The organism is Chloroflexota bacterium (genome assembly GCA_020161265.1).
GTDB lineage: Bacteria > Chloroflexota > Chloroflexia > Chloroflexales > Herpetosiphonaceae > Herpetosiphon.
Genome location: JAIUOC010000011.1, coordinates 114,816 through 128,144, shown reverse-complemented (window position 1 = coordinate 128,144; position 13,329 = coordinate 114,816). Strand labels below are relative to the sequence as shown.

Annotated in this window: 10 protein-coding genes; 4 read left to right on the top strand and 6 right to left on the bottom strand. The window is 48.0% G+C overall.

From position 1 onward, the window contains the following. Positions 1-41 precede the first annotated feature (41 nt). The 4 genes from LCH85_23045 to LCH85_23030 all read left to right on the top strand — a co-directional run bounded on the left by LCH85_23045 (position 42) and on the right by LCH85_23030 (position 8,513). On the top strand, positions 42-884 hold the full coding sequence (locus tag LCH85_23045) for a phosphatidate cytidylyltransferase (protein MCA0354883.1): 843 nt from the start codon (positions 42-44) through the stop codon (positions 882-884). A gap of 162 nt (positions 885-1,046) precedes the next feature. After that, entirely contained in the window at positions 1,047-3,218 is a 2,172-nt protein-coding gene (locus LCH85_23040) for a hypothetical protein (protein MCA0354882.1), read from the top strand. A 406-nt stretch (positions 3,219-3,624) separates the two neighbouring features. Further along, entirely contained in the window at positions 3,625-7,509 is a 3,885-nt protein-coding gene (gene dnaE, locus LCH85_23035) for a DNA polymerase III subunit alpha (GenBank protein ID MCA0354881.1), read from the top strand. 32 nt (positions 7,510-7,541) lie between these two features. Then, on the top strand, positions 7,542-8,513 hold the full coding sequence (locus LCH85_23030) for a hypothetical protein (GenBank protein MCA0354880.1): 972 nt from the start codon (positions 7,542-7,544) through the stop codon (positions 8,511-8,513). Between the two features lie 57 nt (positions 8,514-8,570). Here LCH85_23030 and LCH85_23025 read toward each other — a convergent pair whose 3' ends face one another. The 6 genes from LCH85_23025 to LCH85_23000 all read right to left on the bottom strand — a co-directional run bounded on the left by LCH85_23025 (position 8,571) and on the right by LCH85_23000 (position 13,292). Continuing rightward, positions 8,571-9,347, bottom strand: a complete 777-nt coding sequence (locus LCH85_23025; GenBank protein MCA0354879.1) for a hypothetical protein — start codon at positions 9,345-9,347, stop codon at positions 8,571-8,573. Positions 9,348-9,556: 209 nt separating this feature from the next. Beyond that, entirely contained in the window at positions 9,557-10,087 is a 531-nt protein-coding gene (locus LCH85_23020; protein ID MCA0354878.1) for a hypothetical protein, read from the bottom strand. A 102-nt stretch (positions 10,088-10,189) separates the two neighbouring features. Further along, entirely contained in the window at positions 10,190-10,795 is a 606-nt protein-coding gene (locus LCH85_23015) for an RNA polymerase sigma factor (protein ID MCA0354877.1), read from the bottom strand. A gap of 164 nt (positions 10,796-10,959) precedes the next feature. Next, the gene (locus LCH85_23010) at positions 10,960-12,009 is read right to left on the bottom strand and encodes a hypothetical protein (protein MCA0354876.1); all 1,050 of its coding nucleotides are present in this window, start codon (positions 12,007-12,009) and stop codon (positions 10,960-10,962) included. Positions 12,010-12,157: 148 nt separating this feature from the next. Next, positions 12,158-12,457: a CsbD family protein gene (locus LCH85_23005; GenBank protein ID MCA0354875.1), complete on the bottom strand. Its 300-nt coding sequence runs from the start codon at positions 12,455-12,457 to the stop codon at positions 12,158-12,160. Between the two features lie 73 nt (positions 12,458-12,530). Beyond that, positions 12,531-13,292: a hypothetical protein gene (locus LCH85_23000; protein ID MCA0354874.1), complete on the bottom strand. Its 762-nt coding sequence runs from the start codon at positions 13,290-13,292 to the stop codon at positions 12,531-12,533. Between the last annotated feature and the right edge of the window lie 37 nt (positions 13,293-13,329).

Sequence of the window (13,329 nt, the reverse complement as noted above, 5' to 3'; positions counted from 1 at the left end):
AACCAACGTTCTCAGCCTATAAACCCATAGAGGAGGCCACGTTGGGCACGCGAATTGCAAGCGCTTTGGTATTAGCTCCAGTCGTATTGATCATTGTGTGGTTGGGCGGTTGGTGGACAACTGGCCTAATTGCCGCCGCAGTCGTGATCGGCATCTATGAAATTCAGCGGATTTTGCGAGCTGGTGGCTATCATCCGCGTTTGCCATTAGCGATTGGCCTTGGTTTGGCCTTTGTGGCTGCGGCTGTAGCTCAACCACAAACTAAGGTTAACTTAACTGGTGCAGTTGTGGCCTTGGGCGCAATGGCTAGTTTGATCTATGAAATTAGTCGGCGTGAACGCACGGGCGCACTTGACGCTTGGGCAGCTAGTTTGGGTAGCGCAATTTATGCTGGCGCAATGCTTAGCCATTTTGTCTTACTCCGCGCCGCAACCAGCCCAACCCTCAGCGGCGGCCCACTCAGTTCGCTCAACATTGAAACGGGTGCAGCCTGGATCTACGCCACCTTCGCCGTGACTTGGGCCTCGGATACCGGAGCCTATTTTGCAGGCCGCAGCTTTGGCAAGCACAAAATGGCTCCCGTGCTTAGCCCCAAAAAAACCTGGGAAGGCTTTGTTGGCGGTACAATCGCTTCAATTGCTGCTGGAATTGGGATTGTAGCACTCTTAGGGATGCCATTAACCTTGGTTCAAGCAATTATTTTGGGCGTGATTGGAGCGGGCGGTGGTACGCTGGGCGATTTGGCTGAATCGTTGTTAAAACGCCAAGCCGGAGTTAAAGATTCAGGCAACCTGATTCCTGGCCATGGCGGCTTGCTTGATCGAGTTGATTCGCTGCTGTTTACTGCGCCACTAGTCTACTATGTGTTGGTGGCTTGGCTCTAAATCATTGGCTGAGCAACTGCTACGATAACCCTGCTCCTGTTTGGGAGTAGGGTTTTTTGTTACATTAGTGCTTAAGGGCATTTACAAATGGTTTAAAAATTGGTATATAGCAACCTACATAGTTTATTTTATGATTGGAAAAAGTAGTTAAGGAGTTTGCCAATGTTGCCAACCCGTTTATCACTCTGGCGGATACTGTTATTGTTCGTTGTTATGCAGTTAGTAATTTTGGGCGTTATCAGCCGAGCACCGATGGTCGCTGCCCATGATTCTGCTGCGCTTCTTGATCCATTTCAATTTACAACTGCTAACCAATCCTCATCAACCCAACTCCAAACCACCCAAGCGATCACTGGAACTTGGAATTCGCGTCTAGCTAATAACCTCAATATCCCAGGCACAATTACTAATTTGGTGTTTGCTGATGATGGCAGTTTAACGGCTTTGGGCGATTTCAACTACCTCAATGGTCAATTGGTTAATGGGCTTGCCACCATGAACCAGCAAGGCACGTGGCAAGGCTATGGGCTGCATGCTGATGATAGTGGCACGCTGGCTGCTGCGACCTATTATCACGATCAACTGTATCTTGGTGGACGGTTTAAGCGCTTAGCTGGAACGCCACTGAACGGAATTGCCCTTTGGAATGGCACGAATTTTGCGGCTGTTGGTAGTGGGGTTAGCCGTAGCGATGATACCGCTGCTCGGGTTGGGCAATTAGGCGTGATGAGCGATACGCTCTATCTAGCAGGCAATTTCAATCGCTTCAATGGTCAGCCAACGAGCGGGATTATTGGTTGGCGCAATCAACAGCTTGTGAGCATACCCAGCTATCCAATTGACGAAGTACGTGGAATGAAGATCGTTGACGATCGCATGATGATAACCCATACCCATCCTGGTGAAGAGCCATATGTGGTAAGTTATGCCTTGTGGCAAAACGATGAATGGATCGAGATGCCTTGGCCGGATTTTTCCCAACGCTATAATTTCCAATGGTTATTTGCTGGAAACGATGGTTTCTATCGTCCGATCTATAGCGATTCCAACCGCACCCATACCCAAGTACAAGTTTGGCAAACCGATCAATGGACGAATAGTATTTCAACGTCGCTCAAATTTACCTATATGAGCTTTACCCAACTTGCCAACCAGCAAATTTATGTAAGTGATAGCAAACAACTGTATCAACTTACGCCCGCTGCTTGGCAATTGGTCAACTTGCCAATGCAAATTCGCCGAATTGACACGCTTGCTGATCGTGATAACCAACTCTATTTAGCGGGCGATTTTACGCTCAATGGTCAACCAAGCAGCCTTGTCCGTTGGGATGGAACGCAACTTGAATCGCTTGCCACAACCATGCGCTATGCCAATGTTGCTAGCCTTGGCGGCCAGCAAGGCCAACCAATTGCCCATACCAACGATTACAACCCATTAATTGGCTTTGATCAACAGCTTTTTCGTTGGAATAGCCTTAGTTGGCAGCCGTTGTTACGCAAAAATGCTTCACAGCTGTTCCAAGTGCTCTCGGTTGATGATCAAACCAGCTATTTTGGCTCCGAGCACGCTATTACCACGACTAGCAGCATTGCGCGAAATCTGTGGCAAATTCAGCCCAATGGCACGCTGAGCGATGTCTTTGGCGCGAGCACAGCGATTAGTACTTGGACTATTTCAGGCTCGCAACTTTTAGGCAATTTGTATGGAGATTTCTTACAAGGGGTAGTTTTGATCAATCAAGGCCAAATTAGCAATCTTGCTCCTTATAACTATCCTTTAGCTATTCGCGATAAGGTCTTGATGACCGGAGATCAATTGTATGCGGTTGATCCAAGTGGTGAACGCGGTTATTGGCAGACGTACTTTAAACAGTGGGATGGGACAAGCTGGCAAGAAATTGCAATTTTGGGGATTACCGATAGCCAAAAAAGCTTGCAAATTGTTGGCTGGCGTGGCTCGCTTTACTTCCTTGAGCACAATCAGCTACGGCGTTTCAATGGCACAAGCAGTGATTTGGTTGCAACCTTTGATCAAGTGCCAAATGTCTTGGTGGCCGATGACGATGACTTTTTATATGTTGGTGGGCCATTCGAACGTGTCGATAGTGTTGCAACTGGCTCACTAGCGCGTTGGGATGGTACAAGCTGGCAAGGTCTCGATCAGCCAGCCAATGGCGAAATTACTCAAATTAGCGCCAACGATCAGCATTTGTATATTGCCGGCAAATTTACCCATGTTGGGGCAACTCCCTCGTTGGGTGTAGCGGCACTCAGCTTTGGGCCGCCCGAAAATACAACATATCTGTGCTATTTGCCGCAAGTTGTGCGATAAATAAGGCGTTGGTTAATCGCTGTTGATGCTGCCCAAGTGGGTTTGATTGATGGTACTTGATCAAACCCACTTGAGGTTTAACCTACTAGCTGCGATTATGCGGAAACCTCGACATAATGTTTTACACCTTTAATCCACAGCTTATTCACGTAGTTATCCACAAGCAGCTATGGTATAATACAAAGACGAAGCGGGAGCCAGCAAAACGGGCTTTTTTACCGCAAATTCTGAGTAAACTACACGCTCCCTTGACACACCAAGCTGAGAATAAGCGTTTTCTCTACCATAGCGATGGCCTAAAAACCACCTTTTGCACTCAATTTGTGTAAAGCATTTTTTGCTCTTTTGCCGCCAGTTTGTGGGCGGCTTTCGCTATGGGCAACTCTAGCCATAGAAGAGGTTTGTTATGAAAGATTTTGTCCATCTTCACGTTCACTCGGAGTATAGCTTGCTTGATGGCTATGCCACAACCAAGGCCATCGCCGAACGTGCGGCTGAACTTCAGATGGACAGCATCGCCATAACCGACCATGGTGTGATGTATGGCGCAATGGAGTTTTATGCCAACGCCAAAAAAGCCAATGTCAAGCCAATTATTGGCATGGAAGCCTATATCGCGCCCAACTCCAACAAAGATCCTATGGTCAAGGGCGGCAAAAATTATTATCACCTGCTGCTGATCGCTCAAAATGAGGTTGGTTATCGCAATTTGGTAAAATTGACCTCGCGCTCACATCTCGATGGTATGGGCAAGGGCATTTTTGCGCGGCCCCGGATCGATCGCCAGTTGCTTGAGCAGTATCACGAAGGCTTGATTGTTACCTCATCGTGTATTGCTGGTGAAGTGATTCAGCAAGTTCAAGCCAAGCAACGCCAAAAAGCCATCGAAACGGTGGCTTGGTTCCGCGATTTATTCGGGCCTGAAAATTATTTCATCGAATTGCAACTGCACAACAATACTCCAGAACTGGTCGAAATTAACGAAGAACTGGTGCGAATCGCCAATGAGATGCATGTGCCCTTGGTCGCAACCAACGATACCCACTTTGTGCGCCGTGAAGATCTCGATACCCATTCGCGGGTGATGGCGATGGGCTTCAACTTGACGCTCCAAGAGTTGTGCTCGAAAAATTATCAAATGGACGAAACCTACCACATTATGTCGGGCGACGAAATGTGGGATCGTTACAAAATCTATGGCACGGCTCCGATGGAAAATACCCGTCGAATTGCCGATATGTGTAACCTGAAACTGGATTTCGGGCGGGTTGAATTGCCTGAGTTTGATATTCCCGAAGGCCACGATGCTGCTTCCTATTTGCGTCTGATTTGTGAAGAAGGTTTGATCAAGCGCTGCAATGGCAATCCCACTGAGGAATATGTGCAGCGGCTCAGCTATGAACTTGACGTAATCAATCAAACTGGGTTCCCCGATTATATGTTGATCGTTTGGGATTACGTTAAATTTGCCCGCTCAAATGGGATTCCATGTCTGCCCCGGGGTTCGGCGGGCGCTTCGTTGGTGCTCTATTGCTTAGGTATCACCGATGTTGATCCGGTGCAGAACAAGCTGCTGTTTGAGCGCTTTCTCTCGCCCGAACGCTTGGAGATGCCCGATATCGATACCGACTTTGCCGATGCTCGGCGTGGCGAAATTCTCGATTATATTGCGACCAAATATGGCCGTGAAAATGTCGCTCAAATTATCACCTATGGAACGCTGGGAGCCAAAGCAGCCTTGCGCGATATGGGTCGGGTGCTTGATATTCCGCTCAGCGAGGTTGATCGGGTTGCCAAATTAATTCCAACCTTGCCTGTGGGCATGACTATTGCCAAATCGCTGGATAAAGTACCCGAACTGAAGCAAATTTACGATACTGACCCCAAGTTGCGCGAATTGATGGATTGGGCACGCAAAGTTGAAGGGCGGATGAAGAGCGTCGGCACCCATGCCTGTGGGATTGTAGTTAGTCGGCATCCGCTCGAAAACATGGTGCCATTGCAGCGTACCACCAAAGATGAACACGCCGTGATGGCGGCTTTTGAAGGCCCGACCTTGGCGAAAATGGGCTTGCTCAAAATGGATATTTTGGGCTTGACCAACCTATCGGTCGCCGCCGAGGCTTTGCAACTAATCGAGCAAACCACTGGCCAAAAAATGTGGCTCTCGGATATTCCACTCGAAGATAAGAAAACCTTTGAAGCCCTAGGCCGTGGCGAAACTGTCGATGTCTTCCAGCTTGAATCGGCAGGCATGACCCGTTATCTCGTACAGCTCAAGCCTACGCGGGTTGATGATTTGTACGGTATGGTGGCGCTGTATCGACCAGGCCCGCTGGAACAAATTCCTGTCTACATTCATAACAAAAATAATCCTCACGCGATTAAATATATTCACCCGATTCTCAAGCCAATTCTTGAAGATACCTACGGGGTTATCGTTTATCAAGAGCAAATTATGCAATTGCTCCAAGCAGTTGCCGAATATACGCTTGGTGAAGCCTATATCGTGATTAAGGCCATCAGCAAGAAAAACAAAGAGTTGATGGCGGAAAACTCGGTGCGGTTCAAGGAAGGGTGTTTACGCAAAGGGCTAACCCAAGCTCAAGCCGACGAATTGTGGGAATTGATTCTGCCATTTGCGGGCTATTCATTCAACCGTCCGCACTCGACGCTTTACGGTCTGCTCTCATATCAAACGGCTTGGCTCAAAAACAATTATCCAACCGAATATATGACTGCCACGCTCTCGGCAGCTTCGGGCGAGATCGATGAAGTGGCCAAGAGCGTTGCCGAAGCCTCGCGCTTGGGCGTGGCCGTTTCGCCGCCTGATGTCAATGGTAGCAAAGAAGGCTTTACGATTGTTGATATTGCAGGCGAATTGCCTGAAGGCATCAAATACAAGCGCGGGATTCGCTTTGGCTTAAGTGCAATTCGCAACGTAGGGGTTGGCCCGATTCAGGCCATTTTGAAAGTTCGCGACGAAAGCGGCCCATTCAGCAGCATCGAAGATTTTTGTGCGCGGGTCGATCGCGGTGTGCTTAATAAGCGGGTGATGGAAAGTTTGGTCAAATGTGGCGCGATGGATTCGTTGCCTGGTACCCGTCACCAAAAACTAGCAATCCTTGATCGGGCGATTAGCGCCGGCCATGAAACCCAAAAAGCCCGTGAAGCAGGCCAAAATAGCCTGTTTGATATGCTGGGTGGTGGCGAACAAACGAGCACTCCGACGATCTCACCAATTCCCTTTCCGCCAGCTGCAACTGGCCTCGAAATGCAGCGCGAATTGCTGAATTGGGAAAAAGAGCTGTTGGGGATGTATATTTCTGAGCATCCCATGGCCCAAGCGCTTGAGAATGCTCCACACGATCCAGGTCGGATTAGCCTTGGCATGATCGATAAAAAGCACATTGGTACAACCATCCGCCTGATTGGTATGATTAACAATACCAAGCGCATCCAAACCAAAAAAGGCGATTCGATGCTGGTGGGCAAGGTCGAGGATCTTGAGGGCGAAATTGAATTTGTGGCCTTCCCGCGCACCTTGGAGCAATATGCCGAGCTGCTGGTTGATGATGCAATCGTGCAAATTACGGCCAAAGTTGACAATCGCCGCGATGAAATGCAATTGATGCTTGAATCGGTCACAGCTTTCAAAGTTGAACAAACAACCAACAAAGCTGCACCTGCGGCGACGGTAGCGGTGCGGCGTTCGGTCGGCGCTGTCGAGGCCATGCCCGAATATCTTGATGATGGCGCACCAATGCCTGAGGAACCATTCCATGAAGATGTGTATGTTGAGGTACGTCCAACTATGAGCACACCCAGCGTTAATTCAGCCCCAGCGAATGGCAATGGCTATGCTGCAAGTAATGGCAATGGCAACGGGCATTATTCCAATGGCAACGGCAATCATAGCAATGGCAATGGCCACGCCGAAGCCGCCCCCGCCGCCGTTACAATTGTGCCACGACCACGACGTAAAGTTAGTGTTGCGCCAACTGTAGCGCCTGAGGATAGCAGTAACGTGGCGATCGCCAGCGGGCCGCGTTATCATCTCCACATTTATTTGCCACGCTCAGGCAACACCGAAACTGATATTCGGCGCATGCAAGAGATTGATCGGGTGTTGCGCGGCTATGAAGGCGACCAGCCAATTACGATCTATTTGCCCAATCCAATGGGCCAAGTGATGTTAGAACCAAGCTATCGCATCAATCCCCAAGAGGGCTTATTGAGCAACCTCTACTCAATGCTCGGCCAAGAGAGCGCAGTGCTCGAACAACTCTAAAAACCAACCAATTAGCGTATTTGGAGGGTCGAATGGGTGTTTATCATTTTATGGGTGTAGGATTTTCGGTTGGAGTAGTAACTTGTGCCGTTGATTATATTGAAAAAGCTTTAGAACTGAATAGAAAACCGAATCGATTAGAATCGATCCAACGTTTGTTTAAAAATAGTGGTGGTCATAACCACTCGGAACAAAACTCAGGTAGTATTGAAGCATTAGTTTTATTTTCAAGCTCAGAGGTTATTAATCGCCAGAAAAAAGCGTATTCGTATATTGGAAATAAAAATCCATCATATGTACGCGATGAGATTAACCAACAACTAAAAAATGTCTGGCGTAGTTATGATCAACAAGAGGGACGTAAAGTATTTTGGTGTGAATTAGATATTGATAATTTTCAAGAATGCTTTAATCGAATTATTGATGTTACTTATCGCTTTGCCCCGCCACATAAACAAGGTAAGGAAATCTGGTGTAATCTTACAGGTGGCACAAATTCGATCAGTTTGGCACTAACATCGATGGTTCAATTAACTTCACGATCCACTGTTCAATATTTGATATCACAACGCAATGATTATCGTGAATTTGTTCAAGTCCCACCAACTATTTCTATTAACCCCAATCGAGATAATTACTTTAATACGCTTCCTTTTATTAAAACAGCAATTGACACAGTTGGTTTATTTAGTATTCTGATGGATCTTGAAAAGAAACCAATGAAATCAAAGGAACTATATTCTCGTTTTCAACAAGAGCATCCCTTATCAACGATTGATGAGTCTATTTTTGTTAAGACCTATTTACTGAAATTATATGGACTCAGTTATATTGAACGTGATGAGGACGAAAATAATACTATTACAGATGTAGGCGAATATTTTTTAAATAATATGGATAATTTATCAAAAATTTGGGAAATGGAAGATCGGCTTAAAGCACGAGACTTAGTTGAAGAATCAAAAACTTGGTCTTGGATGACCGAAGACAACCTAGACAAATAACCCATTAACCTAAAAGGCAGGGGCGATCGAATTCGATCGCCCTTGTTGCATTTTAGCCTATGGATAGGGATGCTGAGTTGGTTCGGGTCGGGGCGTGCGGGTTGGTTGTGGCTGTGGATAGGGGTTGGCCGTCGGTTGCGGCTGCGGTGTGCGGGTTGGCTGCGGCTGTGGATAGGGATTGGCCGTCGGTTCTGGCCGTGGTGTGCGGGTTGGTTGTGGCTGTGGATAGGGATTCGCCGTCGGTTCTGGCCGTGGCGTGCGGGTTGGTTGTGGCTGTGGATAGGGATTCGCCGTCGGTTCTGGCCGTGGCGTGCGGGTTGGTTCTGGTTGCGTTCCAGTTGTTGGTTGAACGCTAGCTGTTGGCTGAATTACAAGCGTTGGTTGTGTACCAGTAGTTGGCTGAGGATAAGGATTGACTGGCGAGATGTTGGTTGCGGTTGGTGCTGGGCGTGGCGTTAATGTTGGTTCTGGTCGCGGCGTGCGGGTTGCAACCAAGGTTTGGCTTGGAGTTACTGGCACGGGTGAGGCGATTTTGGTTGGTTCAGGCCGTGGGGTACGGGTCGCAACGACCACCATTGTTTTAGTCGGCTGAGGATAGGCGGCTGGACGCGTAGGCGTGGCTACCGCAGTGGCAGTTTTGGTTTTGGTTGGTTCTGGGCGCGGCGTGCGAGTGGCTGAAGCGATCAAAGCAGTTGCTGTAGCTTGTGGTCCTGGATAGTTGCTGGAATTTTGAGTTTGTTGGGTTGTTTGGCTACAACCTGCGATTAACAATAATCCTAGACTGCTTACGAATAGCGTTAATTGCTTGCTTGAAATCGATCGAAGATTGAACATTGAATACTCCTTCACCAAAATAGTATTGCTATTGAGAGAAACGAAGTATTCAATTAATCGATATGGAGATTGAGTGGTTCTTTAATCCTATATTTGCCATATTTAATTATTACCACTCGTACAAAAATCGAAAACACTTATTTAATCTTTAGTACTATTTTTAGAATAAAGCAGCCAGATTTCAGATTGATCTGACTGCTTTATAATTTCTAAAGTGTTGGAGTTGGCGTTTTTGTTGCTTCAGGGGTGCGAGTAGGCCAAGGGGTGCGTGTTGCCAATGGAGTTCGAGTAGCAAGTGGGGTAGGCCAAGGGGTGCGGGTAGACTCAGGTGTGCGGGTGATCGGCACACGGGTAGCTTCAGGTGTGCGGGTAGGCCAAGGGGTGCGGGTTGCTTCGGGTGTGCGGGTAATTGGCAAGCGGGTAGCTTCGGGCGTGCGCGTTGCCAATGGAGTTCGAGTAGCAAGTGGAGTAGGCCAAGGTGTACGGGTAGCCTCGGGCGTGCGGGTAATCGGCACACGGGTTGGTTTTGGTGTGCGGGTAATTGGCACATGAGTTGGGCGGGGTGTACGAGTTACAAACGGCACGCGAGTCCGGGTTGGCATTGGGTATGGATTATCGACACCATGGTCTAGGGAGCTGGTTTTGCCGCTGGCTTGGCTCAACCCTGCAAACATAAAAATGATTACAAGGCTGGCGAGCAAGATTTTGAAACGCCATTCGTTGGTTGGTTTTGCTGACATGGGTGGCTCCTTCTGTTGCGATTCTGCTAGGTAAAACGTGAGGAGTGCTTTTTCGCTATGGCTTGCTGATAGACCATTAGTCCTGTATTGGAAAGGTTTTCATTACAGGCTAAATTTAAACAACGGCTCTTTTTCACCAAGATACCATTGCCGAAGTTCGGTTGAGCGAGCAAGGGTATGCAGGGCACGATATTGCAACGATTTAACCGCATATTCCGTTCGGCCAGTATAGGCAGCGACTTGGGCACTGGTGTAATGGGCAAAAAAGCGTAGATATACCACTTCGCGTTGATCGGGCGTGAGTGCGGCTAAAGCATGGACTAACGATGCTTGAATTGCGTGCAACTCACTAATTGCAGTTGGATCAGAGTTGGCCAGCGCGGTTGCCTCGTTGAGTGGTTCATAGGCTTGGCGCTGGCGTTGGCGATAGCCATCGGTGAGCAGATGCCGGGCAATTTGAAAGAGCCAGCCAGTAAAGGCCAAATCGGCATGCTCGAGCGGCAAATTGAAGTGTGGCAGATGCTCCACCACTCGCAACCAAAGTTCACTGCTCAACTCCTCAGCCAGATCAGCACTGCTGCAATGAGCATAGAAAAAGCGCAGCAAGGCATTGCGATAATGCTCATAGATTTGGACGAACGCACCTCGGTCGGCTTGTTTGGCAGCGATCAGCAGGGGAATCAGTGCAGCATTAGCCAATGTGTTCATACATGTGCCCATTCAACATAATTCAATCAATCAGGCTTAGGCTACGGCTTAATCGCCAAACTGCCTATAGCCCTAAAGGCATATTTCGCTAACACTACAAGGCACTTACCAGCACTGTACTACTACTAGTTCTAACAAGGACTGGCATGGGTAGTCCGGCCTGTTTAATTGCTGGCAACTGGCAGATACACCCGCCAATACTGGCTCTTTTGGCTCAAAAACAGGCTATTGGCGCTATTCCAATTGCTGGCAAGATAATTATCGGCGGCTGGGTTGGTATGAAAATAATCATCATTACCACAATCGAAAATATCGCGAATGCTATGTTCAGGGCAGGCAATTTCTAAATCTGGATACGACGGCGCATCGGAGTAGCACATAATGTCCCATTCATCGGTGCAATGCCAGCTATTGGTTGTATGCGGCGCACTTGGCTGAACTCCACCAATCATATGCATATGTTCGTGGGCAACCACGCGAACATTCCAACAGCCAGCGTCGATCCGCGCATAGGCCACGCTGTGATTATTCAAATTGGCGCTGCTTGCTTGAGTATCATGCTGCACTGTGGCAATCCCACAGTAATATCGTGCTTCGACAAACATCAGATATTTGCGATCATCTCGATTGAATCCTTGGGCTGCTACGGCGTTGATCGTTGCCCCAAAATCATCATCAGCCACTGGCGGAATGACCACATGCTGCACGTCAATTTGGCAGGCTTGGTTGAGTTGCCAGCGAATATGGCGTTGGCCACTGGTGAGTTGGGCACTTTGGTTATAAATTTCGTCAACACCTAATAAATGCTTGCGCAAAACGGGTGCGATGATTGGGCTATTGTCTTGGGCATCGCTAGCCCGCACATATAAAACTTGAGTTCGATAATCGTTGGTACTATCGTCAAGGCAAGGTTGGGATGATTGCTCTATTGACACATGTATTTGATTGTTAGGATAAATTAATTCATTAGCCCAGCTCTTAGCCATTTGTGGCTCAGGCGAATCCGGGCCGTGGGTGCACAAATCGCTGGCTTTCACGCGAAACATCGCACGACATTTGCCAGCATCTTCCCATACCAAATTTGTGTAGTAAAGGTTCAGCCAAGGCTGATCGATGAAGCGCCGAGTTGGGGTGCTCGTGGTTGCTTGTGACGCTGTTGGCATAAGCAAGATTATGATGATCAGTAAGGCTAAGAATGAACTTGAACGATACATAAGATGCCTCCATTTGTTTACTCTACCTGAGATAGAGCCACAATGGGGGCATTTTGGGCGGGTACTACAGCTAAAATCACCATAAAAGCCTAACGCCACCATGAATCGGTGGCGTTAGGCGAGCTATTGCTAGGGAGTTGTAGAGAGCTTATTGATTAGCTTTGCGGCGGGCTTCGCCTTTAAGCTCTTCGGCGACACCTTCAGCTTGCATTTGTTCGTTGTTCAACAAATCGCCGGCTACTTGTTTGAGGTTGCCTTTGGCTTCATCAGCCATACCACCGAGACGTTCGGCAGCTTTGGCGGCCTCTTGGCGAGCTTCGCCTTTGAGTTCAGTGGCGCGGCCTTCAGCTTGCATTTGTTCGTTATCTAAGGCATCGCCAAGGCGTTCTTTGGCATCGCCATATATTTCTTCAGCCTTACCTTTGATCCGTTCGCCTAAGTTACTCATTGCTAACTCCTTTGTTATCACTAGAATCATCTGTCTTTTACACAATTCTATAAAAGCAAATGCTGTGCCACGACTACTGTTCAGGAGTGTTATACATCAGCTTAAATACGCGATAAGATGCGGTCAGGGTAATAAAGATGCCCACGAAAAACAGGCGAATCGGCCATCTAAGGCTATTAGTTCGGTCTGGGTCGAAAATCAAAAAGCCCGCAATCAGCATTAATATCACACCTAAAAGAACGCTGGCCCCTTCGAGAAGTATTCGGTTTAGGTTGCGCTTAACTGGGCGAAACTGTTCGGGGTAGTGGTATACCACCCCTTGCAAGAGCATATCGGCATGCTCAAGCGTGCAATGAAACATGCTCATGACCGACTGAATTTGCTGATCTCGCGACATAGAACTTTTAAGAATGTTAACAATTTGATGTAGATCGGCTGGTTTAAGCGTTGGCTTGGGTGGTGCGGCTGGTAATTGATACGCAGTACTTGGCGCTGAATAGCTTGGACTTGCAGCCACAGAACTGCTTGGCTGTGGTGGCGCAACCGATGTTGGGAGACTGAGGATTGGCATTGGGTTATTCCATGCCTCGGCTTGTTCCCATGGCAAAATTACTTCAGGCTCAGCTATTGCTATTGGCGGTGAGTAGCCATAACGCTGAGCACGCTCCAAACAATCTTGACGTTTTTGAGGGTCGTCAAACGTTTGAGCTAAATGCCACCATGCTTCGCCATTTTGAGGATTAGTCCGCACAAGCGTAATCAATTGCTGTTGCGCCAAGGGATAATTGTGTTTATGCAATGCCTGTCGGGCAGTCTGCATCAGATCCATTGTCATAGCACACTCTCTCAATCACAATATAGAATTTAAGTAT

Excerpts from the sequence above, each read along its gene's own strand:
- LCH85_23040 (MCA0354882.1), top strand. The coding sequence starts at position 1,047 with ATGTTGCCAACCCGTTTATCACTCTGGCGGATACTGTTATTGTTCGTT.
- LCH85_23000 (MCA0354874.1), bottom strand. The coding sequence starts at position 13,292 with ATGACAATGGATCTGATGCAGACTGCCCGACAGGCATTGCATAAACAC.
- LCH85_23015 (MCA0354877.1), bottom strand. The coding sequence starts at position 10,795 with ATGAACACATTGGCTAATGCTGCACTGATTCCCCTGCTGATCGCTGCC.
- LCH85_23025 (MCA0354879.1), bottom strand. The coding sequence starts at position 9,347 with ATGTTCAATCTTCGATCGATTTCAAGCAAGCAATTAACGCTATTCGTA.
- LCH85_23010 (MCA0354876.1), bottom strand. The coding sequence starts at position 12,009 with ATGTATCGTTCAAGTTCATTCTTAGCCTTACTGATCATCATAATCTTG.
- LCH85_23005 (MCA0354875.1), bottom strand. The coding sequence starts at position 12,457 with ATGAGTAACTTAGGCGAACGGATCAAAGGTAAGGCTGAAGAAATATAT.
- LCH85_23020 (MCA0354878.1), bottom strand. The coding sequence starts at position 10,087 with ATGTCAGCAAAACCAACCAACGAATGGCGTTTCAAAATCTTGCTCGCC.
- LCH85_23030 (MCA0354880.1), top strand. The coding sequence starts at position 7,542 with ATGGGTGTTTATCATTTTATGGGTGTAGGATTTTCGGTTGGAGTAGTA.
- dnaE (MCA0354881.1), top strand. The coding sequence starts at position 3,625 with ATGAAAGATTTTGTCCATCTTCACGTTCACTCGGAGTATAGCTTGCTT.